General features: G+C 62.6%; 22 protein-coding genes. 7 read left to right on the top strand and 15 right to left on the bottom strand.

Going from position 1 to position 26,009, the window contains the following annotated elements:
- Positions 1 to 3: 3 nt before the first annotated feature.
- The 8 genes from VM99_17305 to VM99_17270 all read right to left on the bottom strand — a co-directional run bounded on the left by VM99_17305 (position 4) and on the right by VM99_17270 (position 6,922).
- Positions 4 to 987, bottom strand: a complete 984-nt coding sequence (locus VM99_17305) for a cytochrome Cbb3 (protein AKJ99742.1) — start codon at positions 985 to 987, stop codon at positions 4 to 6.
- Positions 984 to 1,169, bottom strand: a complete 186-nt coding sequence (locus tag VM99_17300; protein ID AKJ99741.1) for a cytochrome oxidase — start codon at positions 1,167 to 1,169, stop codon at positions 984 to 986. Before VM99_17300 ends, VM99_17305 begins: the two co-directional genes overlap by 4 nt.
- A 6-nt stretch (positions 1,170 to 1,175) precedes the next feature.
- The gene (locus VM99_17295) at positions 1,176 to 1,784 is read right to left on the bottom strand and encodes a cbb3-type cytochrome c oxidase subunit II (protein ID AKJ99740.1); all 609 of its coding nucleotides are present in this window, start codon (positions 1,782 to 1,784) and stop codon (positions 1,176 to 1,178) included.
- Positions 1,784 to 3,226 carry a cbb3-type cytochrome c oxidase subunit I gene (locus VM99_17290; protein AKJ99739.1) on the bottom strand — a complete coding sequence of 481 codons (1,443 nt, stop codon included), beginning with the start codon at positions 3,224 to 3,226 and terminating at the stop codon, positions 1,784 to 1,786. Before VM99_17290 ends, VM99_17295 begins: the two co-directional genes overlap by 1 nt.
- A gap of 490 nt (positions 3,227 to 3,716) precedes the next feature.
- Positions 3,717 to 4,673, bottom strand: coding sequence for a cytochrome Cbb3 (locus tag VM99_17285; GenBank protein AKJ99738.1), 957 nt, complete (start codon positions 4,671 to 4,673; stop codon positions 3,717 to 3,719).
- Positions 4,670 to 4,873, bottom strand: a complete 204-nt coding sequence (locus VM99_17280) for a cytochrome C oxidase (GenBank protein ID AKJ99737.1) — start codon at positions 4,871 to 4,873, stop codon at positions 4,670 to 4,672. The genes VM99_17285 and VM99_17280 overlap by 4 nt, the downstream gene beginning before the upstream one ends.
- Before the next feature lie 5 nt (positions 4,874 to 4,878).
- A complete protein-coding gene (locus tag VM99_17275; GenBank protein AKJ99736.1) occupies positions 4,879 to 5,487 on the bottom strand; it encodes a cbb3-type cytochrome c oxidase subunit II in 609 nt (202 codons plus the stop codon).
- Between the two features lie 10 nt (positions 5,488 to 5,497).
- Positions 5,498 to 6,922: a cbb3-type cytochrome c oxidase subunit I gene (locus VM99_17270; GenBank protein ID AKJ99735.1), complete on the bottom strand. Its 1,425-nt coding sequence runs from the start codon at positions 6,920 to 6,922 to the stop codon at positions 5,498 to 5,500.
- 96 nt (positions 6,923 to 7,018) lie between these two features.
- Here VM99_17270 and VM99_17265 point away from each other — a divergent pair, with 96 nt between their 5' ends.
- Positions 7,019 to 7,711, top strand: coding sequence for an alpha/beta hydrolase (locus VM99_17265; protein ID AKJ99734.1), 693 nt, complete (start codon positions 7,019 to 7,021; stop codon positions 7,709 to 7,711).
- Between the two features lie 150 nt (positions 7,712 to 7,861).
- Here VM99_17265 and VM99_17260 read toward each other — a convergent pair whose 3' ends face one another.
- From VM99_17260 to VM99_17250, 3 genes are all read right to left on the bottom strand, one after another.
- Positions 7,862 to 9,427 carry a chemotaxis protein gene (locus VM99_17260; protein ID AKJ99733.1) on the bottom strand — a complete coding sequence of 522 codons (1,566 nt, stop codon included), beginning with the start codon at positions 9,425 to 9,427 and terminating at the stop codon, positions 7,862 to 7,864.
- A gap of 77 nt (positions 9,428 to 9,504) precedes the next feature.
- A complete protein-coding gene (locus VM99_17255) occupies positions 9,505 to 10,293 on the bottom strand; it encodes a CAAX protease (GenBank protein ID AKJ99732.1) in 789 nt (262 codons plus the stop codon).
- A 257-nt stretch (positions 10,294 to 10,550) separates the two neighbouring features.
- The gene (locus tag VM99_17250; GenBank protein ID AKJ99731.1) at positions 10,551 to 13,292 is read right to left on the bottom strand and encodes an aconitate hydratase; all 2,742 of its coding nucleotides are present in this window, start codon (positions 13,290 to 13,292) and stop codon (positions 10,551 to 10,553) included.
- A 173-nt stretch (positions 13,293 to 13,465) separates the two neighbouring features.
- Here VM99_17250 and VM99_17245 point away from each other — a divergent pair, with 173 nt between their 5' ends.
- Entirely contained in the window at positions 13,466 to 14,539 is a 1,074-nt protein-coding gene (locus tag VM99_17245; GenBank protein ID AKJ99730.1) for a 23S rRNA methyltransferase, read from the top strand.
- A 77-nt stretch (positions 14,540 to 14,616) separates the two neighbouring features.
- Complete coding sequence (locus VM99_17240) at positions 14,617 to 14,868, top strand: sulfurtransferase (protein AKJ99729.1); 252 nt, start codon at positions 14,617 to 14,619, stop codon at positions 14,866 to 14,868.
- On the opposite strand, the gene VM99_17235 is transcribed toward VM99_17240, so the two are convergent.
- Positions 14,865 to 16,268: a multidrug transporter gene (locus VM99_17235; protein ID AKJ99728.1), complete on the bottom strand. Its 1,404-nt coding sequence runs from the start codon at positions 16,266 to 16,268 to the stop codon at positions 14,865 to 14,867. The genes VM99_17240 and VM99_17235 overlap by 4 nt on opposite strands.
- Positions 16,269 to 16,551: 283 nt before the next feature.
- Between VM99_17235 and VM99_17230 the strand changes: the two genes are divergently transcribed.
- Complete coding sequence (locus VM99_17230; protein AKJ99727.1) at positions 16,552 to 17,694, top strand: erythronate-4-phosphate dehydrogenase; 1,143 nt, start codon at positions 16,552 to 16,554, stop codon at positions 17,692 to 17,694.
- A 53-nt stretch (positions 17,695 to 17,747) separates the two neighbouring features.
- Here the strand turns inward: VM99_17230 and VM99_17225 are convergent, their stop codons facing one another.
- On the bottom strand, positions 17,748 to 17,927 hold the full coding sequence (locus tag VM99_17225) for a multifunctional fatty acid oxidation complex subunit alpha (GenBank protein ID AKJ99726.1): 180 nt from the start codon (positions 17,925 to 17,927) through the stop codon (positions 17,748 to 17,750).
- A gap of 252 nt (positions 17,928 to 18,179) precedes the next feature.
- Between VM99_17225 and VM99_17220 the strand changes: the two genes are divergently transcribed.
- Positions 18,180 to 19,952 (top strand): ABC transporter ATP-binding protein, encoded by a 1,773-nt coding sequence (locus VM99_17220; GenBank protein AKJ99725.1) that lies wholly within the window; start codon positions 18,180 to 18,182, stop codon positions 19,950 to 19,952.
- A 498-nt stretch (positions 19,953 to 20,450) separates the two neighbouring features.
- Here the strand turns inward: VM99_17220 and VM99_17215 are convergent, their stop codons facing one another.
- Positions 20,451 to 22,379, bottom strand: coding sequence for a lytic transglycosylase (locus VM99_17215; protein AKJ99724.1), 1,929 nt, complete (start codon positions 22,377 to 22,379; stop codon positions 20,451 to 20,453).
- 223 nt (positions 22,380 to 22,602) lie between these two features.
- Here VM99_17215 and VM99_17210 point away from each other — a divergent pair, with 223 nt between their 5' ends.
- Positions 22,603 to 24,522, top strand: coding sequence for an ABC transporter ATPase (locus VM99_17210; GenBank protein ID AKJ99723.1), 1,920 nt, complete (start codon positions 22,603 to 22,605; stop codon positions 24,520 to 24,522).
- 136 nt (positions 24,523 to 24,658) lie between these two features.
- On the opposite strand, the gene VM99_17205 is transcribed toward VM99_17210, so the two are convergent.
- A complete protein-coding gene (locus VM99_17205; GenBank protein AKJ99722.1) occupies positions 24,659 to 25,099 on the bottom strand; it encodes a universal stress protein UspA in 441 nt (146 codons plus the stop codon).
- A 100-nt stretch (positions 25,100 to 25,199) separates the two neighbouring features.
- Between VM99_17205 and VM99_17200 the strand changes: the two genes are divergently transcribed.
- Positions 25,200 to 25,637, top strand: a complete 438-nt coding sequence (locus VM99_17200; GenBank protein AKJ99721.1) for a hypothetical protein — start codon at positions 25,200 to 25,202, stop codon at positions 25,635 to 25,637.
- The last annotated feature ends 372 nt before the right edge of the window (positions 25,638 to 26,009 follow it).

Genomic DNA, 26,009 nt, shown 5'->3' with positions numbered 1-26,009 from the left:
GCCTTACTGGGCGTCAGCGGCTGGAGCCTTTTCGCCGTGGGACAGGCTGTAGACATAGGCGGCCAGCAAGTGGACCTTGTCGTTGCCTTGCAGGTCGGCCTGGGCAGGCATCTGGCCCTGGCGACCGTAGCGGATGGTCTGTTGCAGTTGCGCGAAGCTCGAACCGTAGATGAACGCGCCAGGGTGGGTCAGGTCAGGGGCGCCCATGGCCGGCGTGCCTTTGCCGGCCGGACCGTGGCACGCCACGCAGTTGGCCGCGAACAGCTTCTGGCCGTTGGCCGGGTCGGCCTTGGCGCCTTCCGGCAGTTTGCGACCGTGCAGGCTGGTGACCAGGTAGGCGGCCACGTCGGCAACCCCTTGTTCACCGACCACGGCAGCCCAGCCCGGCATGACGGCGTGACGACCGCCCATGATGGTGGTCTTGATGGTTTCCGGCTCACCGCCCCAGCGCCAGTCAGCGTCGGTCAGGTTGGGGAAGCCGTAGGCACCCTTGGCGTCGGAACCGTGGCAGACCGAGCAGTTGGAGGCGAACAGGCGGCCACCCATCTTCAAGGCTTGCGGGTCCTTGGCGACTTCTTCGATCGGCATGGACGCGAACTTGGCGAAGATCGGACCGAACTTGGCATCCGAACGAGCCATTTCCTTTTCCCACTCGTGAACGCCCGTCCAGCCGGTCTGGCCGTTGGCGAAAGCGGTCTGTTTCTCGGTGTCCAGGTAGTTATAGCCTGGCAGCAGGCCTTTCCAGTTGCCCAGGCCCGGGTAGAGCACCAGGTAGCCGAGGGCGAACACGATGGTGCCCACGAACAGCATGAACCACCATTTGGGCAGTGGGTTGTCGTACTCCTCGATCCCGTCGAAGGAGTGGCCGACCGTCTCTTCGGTGGCTTCGCTGCGCTGGCCCTTGCGGGTCGACAGCAGCAGCCAGGTCAGGGAGAAGATCGTTCCCAGGCTGAGGACTGTGACGTACAGACTCCAGAACGTAGTCATTCTTTGTTACTCCTAGAAGCTTGCTCGACGTGCTTGATGGCTTCGGGATCATCCGCGAACGGCAGCAAGGTCGCGTCGTCAAACTCCGACTTGCGCTTGGGGCTGAACACCCACAGGGCCAGGCCGATAAAAGCCACCATCACGACGACGGTGCCCAGGCCGCGAATCATCCCGATATCCATTAAGAATCACCGTTTGCTTTTGATGATGGTGCCCAGGCCTTGCAGATAGGCCACCAGCGCGTCCATTTCAGTCTTGCCCTTGACGGCATCCTTGGCACCGGCGATGTCTTCGTCGGTGTAAGGCACGCCCAGGGTGCGCAGGACTTCCATTTTTTTCGCGGTGTCTTTGCCGTCGAGCTTGTTTTCTACGAGGAACGGGTAGGCCGGCATCTTCGATTCCGGCACGACGTTGCGCGGGTTGTACAAGTGCGCACGGTGCCAGTCGTCGGAGTAGCGGCCGCCAACGCGGGCCAGATCCGGACCGGTACGCTTGGAACCCCACAGGAACGGGTGATCCCAGACGCTTTCGCCGGCGACCGAGTAGTGGCCGTAGCGTTCGGTTTCGGCGCGGAACGGACGGATCATCTGCGAGTGGCAGCCGACACAGCCGTTGGCGATGTAGATGTCGCGGCCTTCCAGTTCAAGGGCGGTGCGCGGCTTCATGCCTTCGACCGGCTTGTTGGTGACGTCCTGGAAGAACAGCGGAACGATCTGGGTCAGGCCGCCGATGCTCACGGCGATGACCATGAAGAAGGCCAGCAGGCCGATATTCTTCTCTACTGCTTCGTGCTTCATCAGTGAGCTCCAACTACGGCGATCTTGGCGGCGGCTTCAGCTTCAGCCGGGTCAGAGGCACGAACGGTGCGGTACACGTTGTAGGCCATCAACAGCATGCCGCTGGCGAAGAACGCGCCGCCCAGGGCACGCACGATGTAGCCAGGATGGCTGGCCTGCAGCGCTTCGACGAACGAGTAGGTCAGAGTGCCGTCGTCGTTGATCGCACGCCACATCAGGCCCTGGGTGATGCCGTTGACCCACATCGAGGCGATGTAGAGCACGGTACCGATGGTGGCGAGCCAGAAGTGCGCGTTGATCAGGCCGGTGCTGTGCATCTGCGCGCGACCGAACAGTTTCGGGATCATGTGGTAGATGGCGCCAATGGAAATCATCGCCACCCAGCCGAGCGCACCGGCGTGTACGTGGCCGATGGTCCAGTCGGTGTAGTGGGACAGGGAGTTGACGGTCTTGATGGCCATCATCGGGCCTTCGAAGGTCGACATGCCGTAGAACGCCAGGGACACCACCAGGAACCGCAGGATCGGGTCGGTGCGCAATTTATGCCAGGCGCCCGACAGGGTCATCATGCCGTTGATCATGCCGCCCCAGCTGGGTGCCAGCAGGATGATCGACATCGCCATGCCCAGGGACTGCGCCCAGTCCGGCAGCGCGGTGTAGTGCAGGTGGTGCGGACCGGCCCAGATGTACAGGGTGATCAGCGCCCAGAAGTGGACGATGGACAGGCGATAGGAATAGATCGGACGCTCGGCCTGTTTCGGCACGAAGTAGTACATCATCCCCAAAAAGCCGGTGGTCAGGAAGAAGCCCACGGCGTTGTGGCCGTACCACCACTGGATCATCGCGTCGGTCGCGCCCGAGTAGGCCGAGTACGACTTGAACAGGCTGACCGGCAACGACATGTGGTTGACGATGTGCAGCATGGCCGTCACGACGATGAAGGCACCGTAGAACCAGTTACCGACATAGATGTGCTTGGTCTTGCGCTTGACGATGGTGCCGAAGAACACCAGACCGTAGGTCACCCAGACAATGGCCAGCAGAATAGCCAGGGGCCATTCCAGTTCCGCGTATTCCTTGGTGGTGGTGAAACCCATTGGCAAGGTCACGATCGCGCCGACGATGACCGCTTGCCAACCCCAGAAGGTGAAGGCGGCGAGGCTGTCGGAGATCAGTCGCGTTTGGCAGGTTCGCTGCACGACGTAGTAAGAAGTGGCAAACAACGCACATCCACCGAAGGCGAAGATCACCAGGTTGGTGTGCAGCGGGCGCAGGCGTCCAAATGTCGTCCATGGCAGATCGAAGTTCAACTCCGGCCAGACCAGTTGCGAGGCGATGAAGACACCGAGCCCCATGCCAAGGATCCCCCAGACCACCGTCATGATGGCGAACTGGCGGACTACCTTATAGTTATAAGCAGTCGGACTGATTGCTGTGCTCATTCTAAGGTTCCACGGTTTGGGTGTTTTATTAGGATAAAAATCGGTCGCAAGTATGGAGAAAGCGGGGGGTCATTGCAACGCGCCATGACCTGGGTCAATGCTTTCCGACGCTGATTCTGCGGCCTTTCCATGTTCCGTGTAGGGACAAAATCGGCCCACGGAAAAATGTCGCGACAAAGGAAAGCGGCGAGGGGTTCAGGTCGGTTGTAACGGGGTGTGTTCAAACGCTGCGTTCGAGGGATGCCGGGCAATTGTCGCAACAGCCGGTATTCCCTGCCTTTGCGGCTTTTCTTGTCGAACGATTGTCGGACACATCGGGTCGGGTCGACCTGAAACAGGCAGTCGCCAATGCACGCAGAGGCAAGCTTAGACCCGATTCGCAGGAACCGAAAGAAAGACCTTGGGAGGGTGCGACAAATAGAAGCAGCTACGCGTTTCGAGCTGCAAGCTGCAAGCGAGCACGCGTCGCTTGCAGCTTTTGCTTTTGCTGTTACTTGAGGCTTGCAGCCTGCGGCTTGCCGCTCAACTGCGTATCACTTTTGGAAAGGCTGTAAACGTAAGCGGCAAGCAGTTGCACCTTGTCATTGCCGAGCATTTCATTCTGCGCCGGCATATGGCCCTGGCGACCATGGCGAATGGTCTGTTGCAACTGGGCCAGGCTGGTGCCGTAGATGAAACCGGCCGGTTGCGTCAGGTTAGGCGCGCCCATGGCTTCGGTGCCCTGGCCGTTGGCGCCGTGGCAGGCGACGCAGGTGGTGTTGAAGGCCTGCTGGCCGGCTTGCAGGTCGGCGCCGCTGTCCGCTGGCAACGGCAGGCCGGCCAGGTCATGGCGCACGTACGCCGCGACGTTCTTGACCCCGGCGTCCCCAAGCACCTCGCCCCAGGCCGGCATCGCCGCCATGCGGCCACCCATGATGGTGGTCTTGATGGTGTCGGCCGCGCCGCCCCAGCGCCAGTTGTTGTCGGCCAGGTTCGGGAAGCCGAAGGCGCCCTTGGCGTCCGAGCCGTGGCAGACCGAGCAGTTGGAGGCGAACAGGCGGGCGCCCATTTTCAGGGCTTGTGGGTCCTTGGCGACTTCTTCCACGGGCATCGCGGCGAACTTGGCGAAGATCGGCCCGAACTTGGCGTCGGCCTTGGCCATTTCCTTTTCCCATTCGTGGGCACCGGTCCAGCCATTCTCGTAGCCGGGCAGGATGCCTTTCCAGTTGCCCAGGCCCGGATACAGGACCAGGTAGCCGACGGAAAACACCAGGGTGCCGGCGAACAACAGGAACCACCATTGCGGCAGCGGGTTGTCGTACTCCTCGATGCCGTCGAAGCTGTGGCCCATGGTCTGGTCGACGCTGCCCTTGGTCTCGCCCTTGCGGGTACCGATCAGCAGCCAGGTCAGGCCGATCAGGCTGCCGAGGGTCAGTACGCAGATCCACGTACTCCAGAAGGTGGTCATGGCCGGGTACTCCTTGTTGCAGGGTCTTGGGGATTGGCGGTATCGGCGGGTGGCTCGTCGGCGAACGGCAGCAGGCGCGCCTGGGCGAATTCCGGGCCGCGCTTGCTGCTGAACGCCCACAGGAGCAGGCCGATGAAGGCGACGAAGACCACGATCGTGCCCAGGCCGCGGATCATTCCAGTGCTCATTTCAAGAAACATGGGGCTCACCTCTTGCTCTTGATGGCAGTGCCGAGCACTTGCAGGTAGGCCACCAGGGCGTCCATTTCGGTCTTGCCCTTGAGCGAGGCCACGGCGCCTGTGATGTCATCGTCGGTGTACGGCACACCCAGGGTGCGCATGGCCCGCAGCTTGGTCTCGGTGTGGCTGCTGTCCACGGCCTGGGTCACCAGCCATGGGTAGGCCGGCATCTTCGACTCGGGCACCACGTTGCGCGGGTTGTACAGGTGCGCACGGTGCCAGTCGTCGGAGTAGCGTGCGCCGACGCGGGCCAGGTCCGGGCCGGTACGCTTGGAACCCCACAGGAACGGGTGGTCCCAGACGCTTTCACCGGCGACCGAGTAGTGGCCGTAGCGCTCGGTTTCGGCGCGGAACGGACGGATCATCTGCGAATGGCAGCCGACGCAGCCTTCGCGGATGTAGATGTCACGGCCTTCCAGTTGCAGGGCGGTGTAGGGCTTCATGCCATCCACCGGCTTGTTGGTCACGTCCTGGAAGAACAGCGGCACGATCTGGGTCAGGCCGCCGATGCTCACGGCCAGCACCATCAGCAGCATCAGCAGGCCGACGTTTTTTTCGATTGTTTCGTGTTTCATGGCGGACTCCTCAGGCCATCTGCGCGGCAGCGGCGGCTTCGGCAGGCTGGTAAGCCCGCACGGTGCGCCAGGTGTTGTAGGCCATCAGCAGCATGCCGGTGAGGAAGACTGCCCCGCCCACCAGCCGTACGATGAAGCCCGGGTGGCTGGCCACCAGCGTCTCGACGAAGGAGTAGGTGAGCGTGCCGTCCTCGTTCACCGCGCGCCACATCAGGCCCTGGGCGATGCCGTTGACCCACATCGAGGCGATGTAGAGCACGGTGCCGATGGTCGCGAGCCAGAAGTGCGCGTTGATCAGGCCGATGCTGTGCATCTGTGGCCGGCCGAAGACTTTCGGGATCATGTGATACAGCGCGCCGATGGAAATCATCGCCACCCAGCCGAGTGCGCCGGCGTGTACGTGGCCGATGGTCCAGTCGGTGTAGTGGGAGAGGGCGTTGACGGTCTTGATGGCCATCATCGGGCCCTCGAAGGTCGACATGCCGTAGAACGCCAGGGACACCACCAGGAACCGCAGGATCGGGTCGCTGCGCAACTTATGCCAGGCGCCCGAGAGGGTCATCATGCCGTTGATCATGCCACCCCAGCTCGGTGCCAGCAGGATCAGCGACATCACCATGCCCAGCGACTGCGCCCAGTCCGGCAGCGCGGTGTAGTGCAGGTGGTGAGGACCCGCCCAGATGTACAGGGTGATCAGCGCCCAGAAGTGAACGATGGACAGGCGATAGGAATACACCGGACGTTCGGCCTGTTTCGGCACGAAGTAGTACATCATCCCCAGGAACCCGGCCGTGAGGAAGAAGCCTACGGCGTTGTGCCCGTACCACCATTGCACCATCGCGTCCGTGGCCCCGGCGTACACCGAGTAGGACTTGGTGAAGCTCACCGGCAGTTCCAGGTTGTTGACGATGTGCAGGATCGCCACGGTCAGGATGAACCCGCCGAAGAACCAGTTGCCGACGTAGATGTGCTTGGTGTTGCGCTTGGCCACGGTGCCGAAGAAGACGATGGCGTAGGCGACCCAGACAATGGTGATCAGGATGTCGATCGGCCATTCCAGCTCGGCGTATTCCTTGGAACTGGTGTAGCCCAGCGGCAGGCTGATGGCCGCCAGCAGAATCACCAGTTGCCAGCCCCAGAAGCAGAAAGCGGCGATTTTCGGCGCAAACAGCTGGGTCTGGCAGGTGCGCTGCACCGAATAGAACGAACTGGCGAACAGCGCGCAGCCACCGAAGGCGAAGATCACCGCGTTGGTGTGCAGCGGACGCAGGCGACCGAAGCTGGTCCAGGGCAAATCGAAGTTGAGCTGTGGCCAGACCAATTGGGCGGCGAGAAAAACCCCGAGCCCCATGCCGACGATGCCCCACACCACCGTCATAATGGCGAATTGGCGGACCACCTTGTAGTTGTAGGCGGTACTGATAGAAGTGTTCATGGTTCCCCATCCACGGTTCAGCCGAAGTGAGCGCCTGCGCAAGGCAGGGCGGCGTGCTTCGCCTGGAGTTATAGGCAGACTAAAAGCGAGGCAAGCATGGACAAACAGCACAAGGCCAGTATTGACGGGGATCAATGGGCGCGGTGCGTGGCCCAACACGGTTGGCTGTGGACGCCGGCACAACCGGTGGACGACGGCGATCCGCCGACCCTGATCCTGGCCCATGGTGCGGGTGCGCCGATGGACAGCGGTTTCATGGACGACATGGCCGCACGTCTTGCTGCGCAGGGCGTCAACGTGTTGCGCTTCGAGTTTCCCTACATGGCCCAACGACGCCTGGACGGCGGCAAGCGCCCCCCCAACCCGGCACCGAAATTGTTGGAATGCTGGCGCGAGGTGTACGCCACCGTGCGGCCTTATGTCGCGGGTCGACTGGCGATTGGCGGCAAATCCATGGGCGGGCGGATGGCGAGCCTGTTGGCTGACGAACTGGGGTGCGACGCGCTGGTGTGCCTCGGGTATCCGTTCTATGCGCCGGGCAAACCGGAGAAGCCGCGGGTCGAGCATCTGGCCGAATTGAAGGCCCCAACGCTGATCATCCAGGGCGAGCGCGACGCATTGGGCAATCGCGAGGCGGTGGCGGGGTATGCGTTGTCAGCCAGTATCGAGGTGGTGTGGCTGGAGGCGGGGGATCATGACCTCAAGCCGTTGAAGGCTTCGGGGTTCAGTCATGGGCAGCATTTGGAGACGGCGGCGCAGGCGGTGGCTGGGTTTCTTCTTCGCCGTTGAGCGTGTCTGGCGGGGCCTCTTCGCGGGCAAGCCCGCTCCCACAGAGGAAGGCAGTTTTCACGCGAAGGTTTGTAACGCTGCAACTCTTTTAAATGGGCAAAAAAAACCGGGAAGCACTGTCTTCCCGGTTTTTTATCCCGCTAAGCCCTGTCAGCGGTTGAACCGTTCCACCAGCGAGTACTGGGTATTGGCCGTGCGGGTCAGTTCTTCGCTCAGCAGCGCCGAGCTGTGAGCCTGCCCCGAAGTCTGGTCGGCCAGTTCCGAGATGTTGCTGATGTTGCGGCTGATCTCCTCGGCCACCGAGCTTTGCTCCTCGGTCGCTGCGGCGATCTGGGTGGTCATGTCGGTGATGTTGGCCACCGCTTCGCTGATGCCCACCAATGCCTGGTCCGCTTCCATGACCCGCGCCACACCCTCTTCGGCCTGGCGATGGCCGGCGTCCATGGTTTGCACGGCGTTGGTGGCGGTCTGCTGGAGCTTGGCGATCAGGGCGTGGATCTGCCCGGTGGATTCGCTGGTGCGCTGCGCCAGTTGCCGCACTTCGTCGGCCACCACGGCAAAACCGCGGCCCATCTCACCGGCACGGGCCGCTTCGATGGCGGCGTTCAGGGCCAGCAGGTTGGTCTGGTCGGCGATGCCTTTGATCACGTCTACCACGCCGCCGATCTCGTCGCTGTCCTTGGCCAGTTGGGTCACGGTCTGGCCCGTTTCACCCACGACAACCGACAGTCGCTCGATGGCCTCGCGGGTTTCCCCGGCAATGTCGCGGCCGCGACCGGTCAGGCGATTGGCCTCCTGGGTCGCATCGGCGGTGCGCTGTACATGGCTGGCGACTTCCTGAGTGGTCGCCGCCATCTGGTTCACCGCCGTGGCCACCTGCTCGGTTTCCACTCGCTGGCGCTCCAGGCCACTGGAGCTGTCGTGGGCCAGGGAGTTGGACTGGCGAGCCTGATCGTTGAGGTGCTCGGCGGTGTCCTGCAGCCGGGTCAGGCAGGTTTTCAGGCGCGCTTCCTGGCTGAGGATCGACATCTCCAGGCGTGCCTGGGCGCCCCGGCTGTCGGTGTACATCTGGGCGATCAGCGGGTCGGAAGTGGTCTGTTCGGCCAGGCGCAGCAGGCGTTTGATCCCGCGTTGCTGCCATTGCAGCCCCATCAGGCCCAACGGCACCGACAGCACCGCCGCGAGGGCGAAGCCCCAGTGGGAGTTGAGGAACGCGCCGACGACGAAGCTCAACTGGCTGACCAGGATGAACGGCAGCCAGTCCTGCAGCATGGGCAGCCACTTGTCGCTGCGTGGAACCGCGGGCTTGCCCTGGTTGATGCGGCGATACAGCGCCTCGGCCCGGGTGATCTGCTCGGCGGTCGGCTTGACCCGTACCGACTCGTAGCCGATCACCTGGTTGCCTTCGAATATAGGCGTGACGTAGGCGTTGACCCAGTAATGGTCGCCGCTTTTGCAGCGATTCTTGACGATGCCCATCCATGGCAAGCCTTGTTTCAGCGTGCCCCACATATGGGCGAACACGGCGGAAGGAACGTCGGGATGGCGTACCAGGTTGTGCGGTGAACGAATCAGTTCCTCCTTGGAAAACCCGCTGATTTCGACGAATGCGTCGTTGCAGTAGGTGATCACACCTTTGGCGTCGGTGGTGGAAATCAATCGTTGCTGGGCCGGGAAGGTCCTTTCGCGTTGTGTAATGGGTTGGTTATTACGCATGGTGTGTAGATCCGCAAGGCTTTGAAAGGTTGTCGGCGTCGTCAGGTTTAAGTTGAAGTTATTTTTGCCTGTCGCTATCACGCCAGCATCGGGTAGGTAAATAGGGCGAAATGAAGCAGGTTGAGGGCAAAATGCGTGGCGATTGCCGCGCCCAGGCCACCGAAACGGTACGCCAGGCCATAACCGATCCCCGCCAGGCCCGACAGCAACACCCATTGCCAGCCAGCGCCGGCATGCACCAGGCCGAATACCAGCGAGGCCAGGAGCAAGGCCAGGCTGTCGCCATAGGCCAGATGTTTGAAACGCCGGCTCAGGCCTCCCTGAATGTAGCCACGAAACAGCGCTTCCTCCACCAATGTCACCAGTAAAAGATTATTGGCCAGCCAGATCCACGCCTGGTCCGGCCATTTCGGCGCCCAGTGGATCATGCCCAGCAGCAGTGCCCCGCCCAACGCAAGGACCGCGCTCAGACCCAGGCCCAGGGCCGTGGCGAAGACCGACAGGCGCAGCGAGCGCCGGCCGACGACCCACGGGCAGGCCAGTAGCAGCCAAAAGCCGATCAGGGGTTTGTCCTGGTTCAAGTACAGCGCGAATCGCGCGGCGTCGTCAGTCAGGCGCTGTGGAGGGATCACCCGGCCATTGAAAAAACCAGGCATCCAATGCATCGCCAACGCGAGGGCCATCACCAGGAACAGGACGTGCCCGAGAAACCGGCCGACCGGCATCGCTTGCTGGCGAACGGCATAACCGGCGAACAGTAGCAATACCAGCGTAATGGCGGCCGTCCACGCCAAATGCCCGTAGACCAGGGCCAAGGCATAGCCAAGAGAGAGAAGGGCCAGGTAGGGCCAGGGAAGAGCAGGCATATAACATCCTTTTAGGCGGTGGCGCTTTGGGCGAACGTGGTCGCCGCGTCTACGACGCTGCCATGTCACGCAAAGAGCACAAAGGGTGTCCACGCCGACTCATGGACGCGCGCGGGCACCTCGCGGCTGACACCGTTCCGTGAGCGTCAGTGGGGAGGGGATTATAAGCAGGTCGATACAAAAACGGCGATTGAACCGTTCATTCGGGGGGAAAGCCTTGTGGGAGCGAGCTTGCTCGCTCCCACAAGAGATTGCGTTCAACTGGCGATCAACTGCCGCAGCACGTAGTGCAGGATCCCGCCGGCCTTGAAGTACTCCACTTCATTGAGTGTATCGATCCGGCACAACACCTCGATCCGCTCCTGGCGACCGTCCTCGCGGGTGATCACCAGGGGCAGGTTCATCCGCGGGGTCAGCTCGACGCCATCCAGGCCAAGGATGTCCAGGGTTTCCTTGCCCGTGAGGTTCAGGCGCTTGCGGTTCTGGTCGAGCTTGAACTGCAACGGCAGCACGCCCATGCCCACCAGATTGGAGCGGTGGATGCGCTCGAAGCTTTCGGCGATCACCGCCTTGACCCCCAGCAGGTTGGTGCCCTTGGCCGCCCAGTCCCGGCTCGAACCGGTGCCGTACTCCTGGCCGGCGATCACCACCAGTGGCGTGCCCGTGGCCTGGTACAGCATGGCGGCGTCGTAGATCGGCATTTTTTCGCCGCTGGGTATATAGATCGTGTTGCCGCCTTCTTCGCCGTCGAGCATTTCATTGCGTATGCGGATATTGGCGAAGGTGCCGCGCATCATCACCTGGTGGTTGCCGCGCCTTGAGCCGTAGGAGTTGAAGTCCCGCGGTTCCACGCCCTGTTCGCGCAGGTAGCGACCGGCGGGGCTGTCGGTCTTGATGTTGCCGGCCGGGGAGATGTGGTCGGTGGTGACCGAGTCCCCGAGCAGCGCCAGGACCCGGGCGCCTTCGACGTTCCTGATGGCCGGTGGTGGCCCGCCAATACCGTCGAAGAACGGTGGGTGCTGGATGTAGGTCGAGTCGTCCTGCCAGACGTAGGTTGCCGCCTGTGGCACCTCGATGGCCTGCCACTGCTCGTCACCGGCAAACACGGCGGCGTATTCCTTGTGGAACATGCTGGTGTTGACCTTGGCCACGGCCTCGGCCACTTCCTGGCTGCTGGGCCAGATGTCCCGCAGGTACACCGGCTTGCCGTGCTGGTCGTTCCCCAGCGGCTCGCTGCTGATGTCGATGCGCACGGTGCCCGCCAGGGCGTAGGCGACCACCAGGGGCGGCGAGGCCAGCCAGTTGGTCTTCACCAGTGGATGCACCCGGCCTTCGAAGTTGCGGTTGCCCGACAAGACCGACGCCACGGTCAGGTCGGCTTTTTGGATGGCTTTCTCGATCGGGTCCGGCAGCGGCCCGGAGTTGCCGATGCAGGTGGTGCAACCGTAGCCCACCAGGGCAAAGCCGAGCTGGTCCAGGTACTCGGTCAGGCCGGCGGCCTTGTAGTAGTCGGTGACGACCTTGGAGCCGGGCGCCAGGGAGCTCTTGACCCAGGGCTTGCGCGTCAGGCCTTTTTCAACGGCTTTCTTGGCCAGCAGCCCGGCGGCCATCATCACGCTGGGGTTGGACGTATTGGTGCAGGACGTGATGGCGGCGATCACCACCGCGCCGTTTTTCAGCCGATGGGTATGGCCTTCGAACTCATACTCGGCTTCGCCGACCTGATCGGCGTTGCCCACCGCGACACCGCCACCGCCCTCACTTTCCAGGCGACCTTCTTCCTTGCTGGTGGGTTTGACCTGCAGGCCCAGGAAGTCGCTGAAGGCCTGGCCGACGTTAGGCAGCGAGACCCGGTCCTGGGGGCGTTTCGGCCCGGCGAGGCTGGCCTCGACGCTGCCCATGTCCAGGGCCAGGGTGTCGGTGAATACCGGCTCCAGGCCGGGCAGGCGCCACAGGCCCTGGGCCTTGCAGTAGGCTTCCACCAGTTTCACGGTTTCCGTCGGCCGGCCGGACAGGCGCAAATAATCCAGGGTGACGTCGTCCACCGGGAAGAAACCGCACGTGGCACCGTATTCCGGGGCCATGTTGGCGATGGTGGCGCGGTCGGCCAGGGGCAGGTCGGCGAGGCCGTCGCCATAGAATTCGACGAACTTGCCCACCACCCCTTTCTTGCGCAGCATCTGCGTGACCGTCAGCACCAGGTCGGTGGCGGTGATGCCTTCGCGCAGCTTGCCGGTGAGCTTGAAGCCGATCACTTCGGGGATCAGCATCGACACCGGTTGGCCCAGCATCGCCGCCTCGGCCTCGATTCCGCCGACGCCCCAGCCCAGTACACCGAGGCCATTGATCATGGTGGTGTGGGAGTCGGTGCCCACCAGGGTGTCTGGAAAGGCATAGGTGCGGCCGTCTTCTTCGCGGGTCCACACGGTGCGGCCCAGGTACTCGAGGTTGACCTGGTGGCAAATGCCGGTGCCCGGCGGCACCACGCTGAAATTATCGAAGGCGCTCTGGCCCCAACGCAGGAAGGCGTAGCGTTCGCCGTTGCGCTGCATCTCGATGTCGACGTTCTGTTCGAATGCGTCGCGGCTGGCGAAGCGATCGACCATCACCGAGTGGTCGATCACCAGGTCCACCGGTGACAGCGGGTTGATCCGCTGCGGGTCGCCGCCGGCCTGTTCGACGGCGGCGCGCATGGCCGCCAGGTCAACCACCGCCGGGACGCCGGTGAAGTCTTGCATCAACACCCGTGCGGGGCGGTACTGGATCTCGCGGTCGGAACGACGGTCCTTGAGCCACCCGGCCAGGGCCTTGAGGTCGGCGCCGGTGACAGTTTTTTCATCTTCCCAGCGCAACAGGTTTTCCAGCAGCACCTTCAGGGACATGGGCAGCTTGTCCAGGTCGCCGAGGCTGCGGGCAGCGTCCGGGAGACTGAAATAGTGGTAAGTCCTGGCGTCGACTTGCAATGTTTTAAGGGTTTTCAGGCTATCGAGGGACGGCATTGAAATCACTCCTTTGAGTCCGCACGGCTACGGACTGACGGGGACGGACAGAGCCTTTAACCTAGCCCTGTTTCGAGCGTATGACTAATCACTGGACTCTATGGACAGGTTCGGGGTTCCGAAGTCCGCTATCATGCGGCGGTTTTCGTGACAGGCTTTGCTACGGAGTTTCAATGAACACGCTTTTCATGCACTGCCGGCCCGGCTTCGAGGGCGAGGTCTGCTCCGAGATCGCCGAACACGCGGCCCGGCTCAACGTGGCCGGCTACGCCAAGGCCAAGCCGGCCAGTGCCTGTGCCGAATTTGTCTGCACCGAGGAGGACGGCGCCGAGCGCCTGATGCGCGGCCTGCGTTTCGCCGAGCTGATTTTTCCGCGTCAGTGGGCCCGCGGCACCTTTATCGAGCTGCCGGAAACCGATCGCATCAGCGTGATCCTGGCGCACATGGCGCAGTTCCCCGTCTGTGGCAGCTTGTGGCTGGAGGTGGTCGACACCAACGATGGTAAGGAACTGTCGAACTTCTGCAAGAAATTCGAAGGCCCGCTGCGCAAGGCGCTGACCGCCGCCGGCAGGCTGGTGGACGACCCGCACAAGCCTCGCCTGTTGCTGACCTTCAAGAGTGGCCGCGAAGTGTTCCTGGGGCAGGCGCCGGCCGATAATTCGGCGATGTGGCCGATGGGCATCCCGCGCCTGAAGTTTCCCCGAGAGGCGCCGAGTCGTTCCACCCTCAAGCTCGAAGAGGCCTGGCACCATTTCATTCCTCGCCAGGAGTGGGACGAGCGCCTGCACAGCGACATGACCGGGGTGGACCTGGGCGCGGCGCCGGGCGGTTGGACCTGGCAGTTGGTCAACCGCGGCATGCTGGTCACGGCCATCGACAATGGTCCGATGGCCGAGAGCCTGATGGAGACTGGCCTGGTGCAGCACCTGATGGCGGATGGCTTCACCTTCAAGCCCAAGCAGCCGGTGGACTGGATGGTCTGCGACATCGTCGAGAAACCGGCGCGCAACGCGGCGATGCTGGAAGAGTGGATTGGCGACGGGCACTGTCGCGAGGCGGTGGTCAACCTCAAGTTGCCGATGAAACAGCGCTATGCCGAAGTCAAGCGCCTGCTCGAACGCATCGCCGAGGGCTTCAAGGCCCGCGGCATCAAGGTCGAGATCGGCTGCAAGCAGCTGTACCACGACCGCGAGGAAGTGACCTGTCATTTGCGGCGGTTGGACACCGGCAAGCCCAAGTCCCGCTAGGACGGGTCTGTGGCTAGGCGCATTTGTTAAGAGCCCCGGCATTGCGCGACAATGCCGGTCAGTATCTGGAGTAGAACATGAGTGAAATGAACGACACACCGGTCGACGGCACGCTGGATGCCACCGGCCTCAATTGCCCCGAGCCGGTGATGATGCTGCACCAACACATCCGCGACCTGGTGCCTGGCGGGCTGCTGAAAGTGATCGCCACCGATCCCTCGACGCGCCGCGACATCCCCAAGTTCTGTGTGTTTCTCGACCACGAACTGGTGGGCCAGGACGAAGTGGATGGCACCTACCGCTACTGGATCCGCAAGAAACTCGCCTAGCCTCGCGTACGGCTGATGCGAATCTGCTGGCGTGCGCTGCGTGCCAGGCGGATCGACAGCATCAGCGCCGCGCAGCTCAAGCCTACGATCAAACCCTGCCACAACCCGCTCGGGCCGCTGGCCGCGCCGAGCCAGTCGGTGAGGCCGAGGGCATAGCCCACCGGCAGGCCGATGCCCCAATAGGCAAACAACGTCAGGATCATCGTCACCCGCGTGTCCTGATAGCCACGCAGCGCGCCCGCCGCCGTCACCTGGATCGCGTCGGAAAACTGGAACAGGGCCGCGTAGACGATCAGCATCGACGCGACCTCGATCACCACCGGGTCGGCGGTATAGATCGCGGCGATGGGGCCGCGCAGGGCGAACATCAGGCTCGCCGACAGGCATGCATACGCCAGCGCGGTGCCCATGCCCACGCCCGCGGCGAAGCGCGCTTCACGGGGCTGGGCGCGTCCCAGTGCCTGACCGACCCGAACCGTCACGGCCATGCCCAAGGAGTAGGGGATCATGAACACCAGGGAGCTGAAGTTCAGGGCAATCTGGTGCCCGGCGACCACGGTGGCGCCAAGGCTGCCGATCAACAATGCAATCACCGCGAAAATACTCGACTCGGCGAATACTGCGATACCAATCGGCAGGCCGATGCCGAGCAGGCGCTGGATGACGGCCCACTGCGGCCAGTCGAAACGGCTGAACAGATGGCTCGATTGATAGGCCGGCGCCCACCGGGCCCAACCGGCCATGCCCAGGGCCATGACCCACATCACGATGGCCGTGGCCCAGCCGCAACCGACGCCGCCCATGGCCGGCACGCCCAGGTGCCCATAAATGAAGATGTAGTTGAGCGGAATGTTCAGTGCCAGCCCGCACAACCCCAGCACCATCGCTGGCCGGGTGCGTCCCAGGCCATCGCTGAAGCAGCGCAGTACGTGATACAGCGCCACCGCCGGAAGGCCGGTACCGATGCCGCGCAGGTACTCCATGCACGGGCCGATCAGTTCGGGGTCGACCTTCATGATGTGCAGGATCGGCTCGGCGCTGAACAGCGCCAGCGTGGCGATCAGCCCCACCACCAGCGCCAGCCACAGTGCCTGGCGCACCAGCGGGCCGATGTCGCCAAACGCGCCGGCGCCAAAGCGCTGGGCGACTTTCGGGGTGGTGGCCAGCAACGTACCGGTCATCAACAGGAACACCGGCACCCAGATCGAATTGCCCAGCGCCACCGCCGCCAGGTCCCGCGGGCCGACACGGCCGGCCATCACCGCATCGACGAAGCCCATGGCGGTGGTCGCCAGTTGCGCCACCATGATCGGCAATGCCAGGGCCAGCAGTGTCTTGAACTCCAGGCGGACCCGGGCCGGGCGGGAGAGGAGGGCGGGTGTGTCGATCACAGGTTTCACAGGCGAAGCGTCCGAAAGAATAAGCGCAAGGCGGCGAATTCTACGCGTTGACGCAGTGGTCAGGAAAAAACCTGTGTTAGGGATTTGTAATCATGCACTCGGCGCGTGAGTTTTTGTGGCGAGGGGATTTATCCCCGTTGGGTGCGTAGCACCCCTTGCTATCATTGCGACTGCTTTGCAGTCGAGCGGGGATAAATCCCCTCGCCACAACATCATTCGCTCTTGGTAATGCGCAGACCTACCGGAGCGCCTACACTGCCCACCCCGCCACAGGAGCTTCGCCATGCTGATCGTCGCCGACGAAAACATCCCCCTGCTCGATGCATTTTTTCAAGGTTTCGGTGAAATCCGCCGAGTGGCCGGGCGGGGGATCGATCGGGCGATGGTCGAGCAGGCCGATGTGCTGCTGGTGCGATCGGTCAGCCAGGTCAATCGGGCGCTGCTGGAGGGCAGCCAGGTGCGCTTCGTGGGCACGTGCACCATCGGCACCGATCACCTGGACCTGGAGTATTTCGCCGAAGCCGGGATCCGCTGGGCCAGTGCCCCGGGCTGCAATGCCCGGGGCGTGGTGGACTACGTGCTGGGCAGCCTCATGGCCCTGGCTGAAATCGAGGGCGCGAACCTTGAGCAACGGACTTTCGGCGTGGTCGGCGCGGGCCAGGTGGGTGGGCGCTTGATCAAAGTGCTCCAGGGGCTGGGCTGGACCGTGAAGGTCTGCGATCCACCGCGCCAGGTCGCCGAGGGCGGTGACTATGTCAGCCTGGAGCAGATCATCGAGCAGTGCGATGTCATCAGCCTGCACACGCCGCTGACCCGTGACGGCGAGCAACCGACCTGGCACCTGTTCGACGAAGCGCGTTTGAACCGGCTCAAGCCCGGGACCTGGCTCATCAATGCCGCCCGTGGCCCGGTGATCGACAATGCGGCGTTGCGCGAGGTGCTGCTGGAGCGCGAAGACCTGCAAGCGGTGCTGGACGTCTGGGAGCAGGAGCCGACCGTGGACGTGGACCTGGCCGACCTGTGCGTCATCGCCACCCCGCACATTGCCGGCTACAGTCTCGATGGCCGCCAGCGCGGCACGGCGCAGATCTACCAGGCCTTGTGCGATTTCCTGCAACAACCGGTGGCCGTCAGCCTGAGCGACCTGCTGCCCCGGCCCTGGCTGGGCGGTGTCACCCTGGATGCCGACACCGACCCCGCCTGGGCCCTCGCCGCGCTGTGCCGCGGTGTGTACGACCCGCGCCGCGACGATGCGGATTTTCGCCGCAGCCTGGTGGGCACGGTCAGTGAGCAGCGCAGCGCCTTCGATGCGTTGCGCAAGCACTATCCGCCGCGCCGGGAGATCGACAGCTTGAACGTGGCTATCGAAGGACAGTCGCCGGCCTTGCAACAGATCGTGACCGCGCTGGGTGCCACCCTGTTGTAATCAGGCACAAAAAACCCGACACCAAGGTCGGGTTCAGGCGAAGACGGGCTGTATCACTTTTGTTCGGCAGGTTTGACCAGTCGTTTTTCCAGTTCGCTGCAAGCCTTCTGGATCATGTCCTCGGTGATCGGTACTTCGCGCCCTTGGGCATCGATGAACGAACAGCCCAGGGACTGGTCCGGTTGCGTGCGGATTACTTGGATCTTGTCGTCGCTGCTGTGTTGCAAGGACATGGCCTGTCTCCTCATCAGGTTGTGTGCCTACTGTAATGTCGCCAGGTGACCGAGCCATGACACTCCTTGTGGGTTCATGGCGACACCTGTACTCAACCAGAAACACAGTCGCGTTTCCAGCCAGACTTTAGACCGATAACATCTAGCCGCTAGTCGTTGCGGTCATATTCAACCGGACTCATTCTGATTCAACTTGGTTCCCTTGTTTTTCGATGCCGTTGGCGGCCTTTTTCCCTTTATCGGACGTTTCTGATGCTTTCTTCCCAACATCGCCGTGCCATACGCCTGGCCAGCGGCTTCATCGCGCCTTATCGCAAGCAAGTGGCTGGCGCATTGTTGGCACTCGTTGTCACTGCCGGCATCACCCTGTCCATGGGGCAAGGCATCCGATTGCTGGTGGACCAGGGCTTCATGACCCGATCACCGCACCTGCTCAATCAGTCCATCGCCCTGTTCATGGTGTTGGTGATCGCGCTGGCGATGGGCACCTTTGCCCGTTTCTATCTGGTGTCGTGGATCGGCGAGCGGGTGGTGGCCGACATCCGCCGGCAGGTCTTCAACCATTTGGTATACCTGCACCCGGGCTTCTACGAAAACAACCGCAGTTCGGAAATCCAGTCGCGCCTGACCGCCGACACCACGTTGCTGCAGTCGGTGATCGGCTCGTCGCTGTCCTTGTTCCTGCGCAACGCCTTGATGGTGGTGGGTGGCATCGTGCTGCTGTTCGTCACCAACCCCAAGCTGACCAGCATCGTGGTGATCGCGCTGCCGTTGGTGCTGGCACCGATCCTGCTGTTCGGTCGCCGGGTGCGCAGCCTCTCGCGCCAGAGCCAGGACCGCATCGCCGACGTTGGCAGCTATGTTTCCGAAACCCTTGGCCAGATCAAGACCGTGCAGGCCTACAACCACCAGGTCCAGGATGAGCAACGTTTTTCCGTCACAGTGGAGCAGGCTTTCGATACCGCACGCAAACGTATCGTCCAGCGGTCCTGGCTGATCACCCTGGTGATCGTACTGGTCCTGGGGGCAGTGGGTGTGATGTTGTGGGTGGGCGGCATGGACGTGATCGCCGGGCGTATCTCTGGTGGCGAACTGGCGGCCTTCGTGTTCTACAGCCTGATCGTCGGCAGTGCCTTCGGAACCCTGAGCGAGGTGATCGGCGAGTTGCAACGGGCGGCTGGCGCGGCGGAGCGTATCGCCGAGTTGCTGCGTTCGGAGAACATCATCCAGCCGCCGAGCACCGGTCTGGTGACGCTGCCGGAACGGGTCCGAGGCGATCTGCGCCTTGAGGGCGTGCGTTTTTCCTACCCGTCCCGGCCGGACAGCTATGCGGTCGATGGCCTTGACCTGACCGTCCAGGCTGGCGAGACACTGGCCCTGGTCGGGCCTTCCGGGGCGGGCAAGTCGACGGTGTATGACCTGTTGCTGCGCTTCTACGACCCGGCGCAGGGGCAGATTCTCATCGACAATGTGCCGCTGACCCGACTCGACCCCCTGGACCTGCGCCGCCATTTCGCCCTGGTTTCGCAAAACCCGGCGCTGTTTTTTGGCACGGTTGAAGAAAATATACGTTACGGCAATCCACAGGCGACGTCCGAGCAGGTGCGCGAAGCCGCGCAGATCGCCCACGCCCACGATTTTATCGAGAAAATGCCCGACGGCTATCAAACTCACTTGGGCGACGGTGGCCTGGGGTTATCCGGCGGTCAGCGCCAGCGCCTGGCCATCGCCCGGGCGCTGCTGGTGGATGCGCCGATCCTGCTGCTGGACGAAGCCACCAGCGCCCTCGATGCGCAAAGTGAACACCTGATCCAGCAAGCCCTGCCGAGCCTGATGAAAAACCGCACCACCCTGGTCATCGCCCACCGCCTGGCCACGGTCAAGAACGCCGACCGGATCGCAGTGATGGATCAGGGCAAGGTCGTTGCCGTGGGAACCCACCAGGAACTGGTCGCCAGCAACGCGCTGTATGCGCGGTTGGCGGCGTTGCAGTTCAATGTGGGGGTAGAAGCGGCGACCGACTAAGCACAGCAGGCTCCTGAGTGTTCGCGGATTCAGGTTCACCAAAGGTCTCCTGTGGGAGCGAGCTTGCTCGCGAAAGCGGTGTGTCAGTCGATGGAGATGTTGGACAGGCCGGGCCTCTTCGCGGGCAAGCCCGCTCCCACAGGTTGATCGTTGGTGGGCACAGGATGTGTGTTCACCGTAGATCCCTTGTGGGAGCGAGCTTGCTCGCGAAGGCGGTGGGTCAGTCGATGGAGATGTTGGACAGGCCGGGCCTCTTCGCGGGCAAGCCCGCTCCCACAGGTTGATCGTGGGTGGGCACAGGATGTGTGTTCACCGTAGATCCCTTGTGGGAGCGAGCTTGCTCGCGAAAGCGGTGTGTTAGTCGATGGAGATGTTGGACAGGTCGGGCCTCTTCGCGGGCAAGCCCGCTCCCACAGGGTCCAGCAAGCGAGCAAAAAGAAATGCCCGCATCTTTCGATGCGGGCATTTTTTCTTCTCAGCAACAGCTTCCGCTAATAATCACTGATCATCAAAATACCGCTCATGCCAGTCCACCAACGGCTGCGGTGAGTTGAGTTTCTGGCCGTAGATCACCGAGTACGACAAGACGTTCTGCACGTATTGGCGTGTTTCGTCGAAGGGGATGCTTTCGACCCAGACGTCGAAGCTCAGGTGGTCGGCGCCGCGCAGCCACTGGCGCACGCGGCCTGGGCCGGCGTTGTAGGCCGCCGATGCCAGGACGCGGTTGCCGTTGAACTGGCTGTGGACCTGGCTCAGGTAAGCCGCGCCAAGCTGGATGTTCTTGTCCGGATTCAGCACTTGCTGCGGCGAGGCCAGCGGAATGCTGAACTTGCGTGCGGTTTCCTTGGCCGTGCCGGGCATCAGTTGCATCAGGCCGGCAGCACCGACGCCGGAGCGGGCGTCGTCCATGAAGGCACTTTCCTGGCGGGTGATCGCGAACACCCAGCTTGAATGCAGGCCGCGGACCTTGGCTTCGCGCACCAGCGTGTCGCGGTGGGCCATCGGGAAGCGGATGTCCAGGTCGTCCCAGTACTTGGCCTGGCTGATGGTACGGATGGCCGGGAAATACCACTTCAGGTCGTAGGCCAGTTTGGCCTGGGCGACCATTTCGTCCCGATTGAAATGCCGGCTGACGTGGTACCACTCGCGGCGTCCATCGACGATGTCGCCGCGGGCGTGGAATTCCAGTGCACGGCGCACGCCAGGGGTGTTGCGTACTTTGTTGATCAGCGCCTGGCTCATCACCAGTGGCTTGTTGACGAGCGAGTAGGGCGACTGGGAGCGGTCAGCGGCCAGGAAACCGTAGAAATCGCGCTCGCGGGCCAGGTGCTTGTAGAGCGTCAGTGCCTCGGGGTTCTGGGGTTGGGCCAGTTCGAGGGTGCGGGCCTGCCAGTAGCGCCAGCGGTTGGTGCTGGCCAGCGACTCGGGCAGGCGGCGGGTCAATTGGTAGGCGTCGTCCCAGCGAGCCAGGCGCAACAGCAGGCGCAGGCGCCATTCGGAAACGGTGTCGTCCCGTAGCTCCGGGTCGTACTGGGTCATCACGGCCAGGGCGCGACTGTCGAAACGCTTGGCCAGGGTCAGGCCGATTTCCCGGGCGATCGCGACTTTCTCATCCCGGGAAAAACGCATGGTGCTGGCATAGCCGTCCAGCAGGGCCATGGCTTTGTCAGGGTCCTGGCGTGCCAGGCGACGCAGGCCCAGGCTGACGATATCGGACATCGGTTCGTCGGCCGGCAGGAAGCGCGACGGCTGGTTGAGCAATTCGGGTTTCTGCGCCACATCCACCAGCAGCTTGCCACGGGGGGCGAGGGTGGTCATGGCATTGACCAGGCTGTTGGCCAATGGGTAATTACGCGCCTGGGCGGCGAGTTTGGCGCGCTCCCAGCGCTTCTGTTCGGTCAACTGGCCCTGGGCTGCCCACATGCCGAACAGGGTGTCGCAGGCGTCGGGCTGGGATTTGCCGGTGAGCCAGAGTTTTTCGGTATTGGCGTAGCCTTCGGCCTTCAAGCCATGGCTGAGCTGGTACTGCGCGTTGAGGCAGTCCAGTTCGGTGAAGTTGAGCTTGGGGTCGTAGTATTTGACGAACGTGTCCCAGTCGCCGCGATCAGCCAGCCAGCGCAACCAGCGCAATTTCATCCAGTTGGCCTGGGGCAGGTCGCCGTGTTCGGCGAGGAATTTCTCGATCTCGGCGTTGCTGGCGCTCTTGAGGCGAGCGGTCAGTTCGTCGTAGGCCAGGTACGGTTCCAGCGGATAGTCACGCAGGGCCTGGCTGTAGCGCAAGTAGGGGCCCGAATCGCCCTTGGCCAAGGCCCGCTTGGCCTCATCGTAATACTGGCGCTGGGTAGAAATATCCACGGCCTGGGCGGATTGAACGGCAGTGGCACAGACAAATAGACACGATAGAACACTGAAAAGGCGACTGCGCATGAGACATCCGGGCAGAAAAAACATGACAAGCCCAGGGGGAACCTGGGGTAACTGTCTGTAGCTTAGCCTTTTGCCAGCAACCGGCGAAAGCTTTGCGGGGCCGTTGGTATCAGTTCGCAACATTTGTGCGGCATAACCGCTAAAGGGCGCATTGGCGACGAAATTGGCGGCCCTGGCCGGGCGCTTCTCAGGTAGAATGCGCGCCCGGTTTTTGGAGAAGCTCATGACCCTGCTCAAATTCAGCGATGTGTCCCTTGCTTTCGGCGCGATGCCGTTGTTGGACAAGGTGTCCTGGCAGATCGCCCGTGGTGAGCGGGTGTGCATCATCGGCCGCAATGGCACTGGCAAGTCCAGCATGATGAAGCTGGTCAAGGGCGATCAGAAGCCCGATGACGGCTCGGTCTGGCGTGCGCCAGGCCTGAAAATCGGCGAACTGCCTCAGGAACTGCCGGTAGCCGACGAGCGGACCGTGTTCGACGTGGTTGCCGAGGGCCTCGACGGTGTCGGCGCGCTGCTGGCCGAATATCACCACCTGAGCCAGAACATCGTCACCGACGCGGACCTGGACAAGCTGATGCACGTCCAGCAGGACCTCGAAGCCCGTGATGGCTGGCGTCTGCAGCAACTGGTCGACAGCACCCTGAGCCGCCTGCAACTGCCGGCCGACAAGACCCTCGCCGAATTGTCCGGCGGCTGGCGTCGTCGCGTTTTGCTGGCCCAGGCCCTGGTGTCCGAGCCGGACCTGCTGCTGCTCGACGAACCGACCAACCACCTGGACATCGGTGCGATTGCCTGGCTTGAAGAAGCCTTGAAGGACTTCCAGGGTGCGGTGCTGTTCATCACCCACGACCGTTCCTTTCTGCAAAACCTGGCCACCCGCATCCTTGAGCTGGACCGTGGCGGCCTGATCGACTGGAACGGCGACTACGCCAGCTTCCTGGTGCACAAGGAAGCCGTGCTGGCGGCGGAAGAGACCGCCAACGCCCTGTTCGACAAGCGCCTGGCCCAGGAAGAAGTCTGGATCCGCCAGGGTATCAAGGCTCGTCGTACCCGTAACGAAGGCCGGGTACGTGCCCTCAAGGCGCTGCGCGTCGAGCGCAGCGAACGCCGTGAGCGCACCGGCAAGGCCAATATCCAACTGGAAACGGCCGAAAAATCCGGCAAACAGGTCATGGTGCTGGAGAACGTCAGCTTCGCCCATCCCGGCGGGCCATTCCTGGTCAAGGATTTTTCCATGGTCCTGCAGCGTGGCGACCGCATCGGCCTGCTGGGTGCCAACGGCACCGGCAAGACCACTCTGCTCAAGCTGATGCTCGGTGGCCTGGTCCCGAGCAGTGGCAAGGTGGAAGAGGGCACGAAGATCGACGTGGCCTACTTCGACCAGTTGCGCCATCAGTTGGATCTGGAAAAAACCGTGATCGACAACGTGGCCGAAGGCCGCGATTTCATCGAGATCGATGGCCAGAGCCGCCATGTATTGAGCTATCTGGGCGATTTCCTGTTCAGCCCGCAGCGGGCCCGCACGCCAGTCAAGGCGCTGTCGGGTGGCGAGCGCGCGCGCTTGCTGCTGGCCAAGCTGTTCAGCAAGCCGGCGAACCTGCTGGTGCTCGACGAGCCGACCAACGACCTGGACGTGGAAACCCTGGAACTGCTGGAAGAAGTGCTGCTGACCTTCAATGGCACGGTGCTGATGGTCAGTCACGACCGGGCATTCCTCGACAACGTGGTCACCAGCACCCTGGTGTTCGAAGGCGAAGGCCGGGTTCGCGAATACGTTGGCGGTTACCAGGACTGGCTGCGCCAGGGCGGTTCGCCGCGTCTTCTGGGCGTGACCGAGAGCAAGTCCGGCAAGGCCGACCTGAACTCGGCCGTGGTCAAGGCCGAGCCGGCCCCGGTGCCCGCTGCCGCCGCTCCGGCCCCGGTGAAGAAGAAACTCAGCTACAAGCTGCAGCGTGAGCTGGAAGCCTTGCCCGGTGATATCGATGCGAAGGAGCAGCAGATCGCAGCGGTGGAAGCCGAGATGGCCGACACCGGGTTCTACCAGCGACCTGCTGCTGAAACCGCCAAAGTGATTGCGCACCTGGAGCAACTGCAGGCCGAGCTGGATGCATTGGTCGAGCGTTGGGCCGAGCTGGACGCTTGAGCCCGCACGCTCAATGACCGTGGCGAGGGGATTTGCTGCCGCCTGAGGGCGAGGCACTCACCGCCAGGGGGCTGCTACGCAGCCCAGCGGGAGCAAGCTCCCTCGCCACGGTCATTGAGCTGAGTTCCTTGGTGAATCAGCTGCGCTTGATCAGGTGCACCGCCAGCACATCGCACGGTGCGCCATGCAGCACGTCGTTGGCGGTGGAGCCCAGCAGAAGTGCCAGGCCGTGGCGGCCATGGCTGCCGACGACGATCAGGTCGCAACCCTGTTCCTTGGCCAGGTGATGGATTTCCTGGCGCGGTTGGCCGTAGGTCAAGTGACTGAATTCCTTTTTCAGCGCCGGGTACTTCACGATCAGCCGGTCAAGGCGCTCCTTGGCCTGGTCGAATTGCTGTTGCTGCAATTGGGACAGGTCCATGGGAACGTCGCCGCCAAAGGCCATGGCCATCGGCTCGACGATGTGCACCAGCGACAGCTTGGTCTCCCGGCCTTCGCAAAGGGCGAGGGCGCGCTTGACGACGGGATCGCATTCTTCAGTGAGGTCGACGGCGACCAGAACGTGTTCGTAGTACATGGAAGGCACTCCAGAGAATTGCGATACGGTAAGTATGGCTGGTTTCAAGCGCATTGACGGCGACGCAGTCAATGGCTCCTCAAAATTCGGGAGTACGAATATGACGGTCTGGATAGTGGTGTCAATCCTGTTGGTGGTGTTAAGTCCTCTGGCATGGTTGCGGCCCTCCCGTGTTCAGAGTGGTCGGATGGCCCTGCGCATGGAGGCACGGCGCCTTGGCCTGGCCATGCAACTGGCGCCGCAGGAATGGCCTCACTGGCTCGGCCAGCAGCCGCCAAACCCTTGTGCCCAGTACCATCGGCCGCGGCGCGGCAAGCAGCCGGACAGCTGGAGTTACTGGCAGTCCGCGCCCGGCGTGTGGGTCAACCAGTGGCGAGAGGTTTGCCAGGATGAGGCGTTGCTTGTGCATTTCGAAAAGTTGCCGGCCAACGTCTACAAGGTCGAGGCTGATCGGCAAATGATCGCCTTGTATTGGGGCGAAAAGGGCGAAACCAGTGTTTTGCAGCATATTGCCGAGGTGCTCAAGGCCCTGGCCTGAGTCGTAAAAAAGCCCGACAGACTCATCGGGCGGGTTGGCCAGGCAGGCCGGTAATCAAATGTCATTTCCGGGCGTTCGTTCGTAACGCCCTTGCTCGAACAATTGCAACGTGTTTGCGACAGCGTAGTCGGTTGTGCCGGCTTTGCCCGGGATTAGGGCGACTTTTCTAATAATTGATCTTATGAATGGCTGCTCATGCGGCCGGGTGTTGCGGATCCGTACGGTACGAAAATGACCGTAAAGTCGTGTTCGCGCCCTCTGTTTAGGGCGATTGACAATTGTCGGAAATTCCGTGAAGGTGACGTACCCAAATCAAACGGGCGTATGAATTGAGCGTTTGTATTTTCAGAACGTTCCTACAGAACCCGACTA

Origin of the sequence: Pseudomonas chlororaphis (genome assembly GCA_001023535.1) — a bacterium.
In the GTDB taxonomy this organism is placed as follows: domain Bacteria; phylum Pseudomonadota; class Gammaproteobacteria; order Pseudomonadales; family Pseudomonadaceae; genus Aquipseudomonas; species Aquipseudomonas chlororaphis_E.
The sequence above is the reverse complement of the archived record's forward strand: the minus strand, read 5'-3'. Positions and strand labels throughout refer to the sequence as shown.

What these genes read in the sequence shown, in the direction of transcription:
- VM99_17205 (AKJ99722.1), bottom strand. Translation starts at nt 25,099, where the DNA reads ATGTACTACGAACACGTTCTGGTCGCCGTCGACCTCACTGAAGAATGC.
- VM99_17220 (AKJ99725.1), top strand. Translation starts at nt 18,180, where the DNA reads ATGCTTTCTTCCCAACATCGCCGTGCCATACGCCTGGCCAGCGGCTTC.
- VM99_17200 (AKJ99721.1), top strand. Translation starts at nt 25,200, where the DNA reads ATGACGGTCTGGATAGTGGTGTCAATCCTGTTGGTGGTGTTAAGTCCT.
- VM99_17295 (AKJ99740.1), bottom strand. Translation starts at nt 1,784, where the DNA reads ATGAAGCACGAAGCAGTAGAGAAGAATATCGGCCTGCTGGCCTTCTTC.
- VM99_17285 (AKJ99738.1), bottom strand. Translation starts at nt 4,673, where the DNA reads ATGACCACCTTCTGGAGTACGTGGATCTGCGTACTGACCCTCGGCAGC.
- VM99_17270 (AKJ99735.1), bottom strand. Translation starts at nt 6,922, where the DNA reads ATGAACACTTCTATCAGTACCGCCTACAACTACAAGGTGGTCCGCCAA.
- VM99_17290 (AKJ99739.1), bottom strand. Translation starts at nt 3,226, where the DNA reads ATGAGCACAGCAATCAGTCCGACTGCTTATAACTATAAGGTAGTCCGC.
- VM99_17225 (AKJ99726.1), bottom strand. Translation starts at nt 17,927, where the DNA reads ATGTCCTTGCAACACAGCAGCGACGACAAGATCCAAGTAATCCGCACG.
- VM99_17300 (AKJ99741.1), bottom strand. Translation starts at nt 1,169, where the DNA reads ATGGATATCGGGATGATTCGCGGCCTGGGCACCGTCGTCGTGATGGTG.
- VM99_17240 (AKJ99729.1), top strand. Translation starts at nt 14,617, where the DNA reads ATGAGTGAAATGAACGACACACCGGTCGACGGCACGCTGGATGCCACC.
- VM99_17250 (AKJ99731.1), bottom strand. Translation starts at nt 13,292, where the DNA reads ATGCCGTCCCTCGATAGCCTGAAAACCCTTAAAACATTGCAAGTCGAC.
- VM99_17275 (AKJ99736.1), bottom strand. Translation starts at nt 5,487, where the DNA reads ATGAAACACGAAACAATCGAAAAAAACGTCGGCCTGCTGATGCTGCTG.
- VM99_17305 (AKJ99742.1), bottom strand. Translation starts at nt 987, where the DNA reads ATGACTACGTTCTGGAGTCTGTACGTCACAGTCCTCAGCCTGGGAACG.
- VM99_17280 (AKJ99737.1), bottom strand. Translation starts at nt 4,873, where the DNA reads ATGTTTCTTGAAATGAGCACTGGAATGATCCGCGGCCTGGGCACGATC.
- VM99_17255 (AKJ99732.1), bottom strand. Translation starts at nt 10,293, where the DNA reads ATGCCTGCTCTTCCCTGGCCCTACCTGGCCCTTCTCTCTCTTGGCTAT.
- VM99_17230 (AKJ99727.1), top strand. Translation starts at nt 16,552, where the DNA reads ATGCTGATCGTCGCCGACGAAAACATCCCCCTGCTCGATGCATTTTTT.
- VM99_17215 (AKJ99724.1), bottom strand. Translation starts at nt 22,379, where the DNA reads ATGCGCAGTCGCCTTTTCAGTGTTCTATCGTGTCTATTTGTCTGTGCC.
- VM99_17210 (AKJ99723.1), top strand. Translation starts at nt 22,603, where the DNA reads ATGACCCTGCTCAAATTCAGCGATGTGTCCCTTGCTTTCGGCGCGATG.
- VM99_17260 (AKJ99733.1), bottom strand. Translation starts at nt 9,427, where the DNA reads ATGCGTAATAACCAACCCATTACACAACGCGAAAGGACCTTCCCGGCC.
- VM99_17245 (AKJ99730.1), top strand. Translation starts at nt 13,466, where the DNA reads ATGAACACGCTTTTCATGCACTGCCGGCCCGGCTTCGAGGGCGAGGTC.
- VM99_17265 (AKJ99734.1), top strand. Translation starts at nt 7,019, where the DNA reads ATGGACAAACAGCACAAGGCCAGTATTGACGGGGATCAATGGGCGCGG.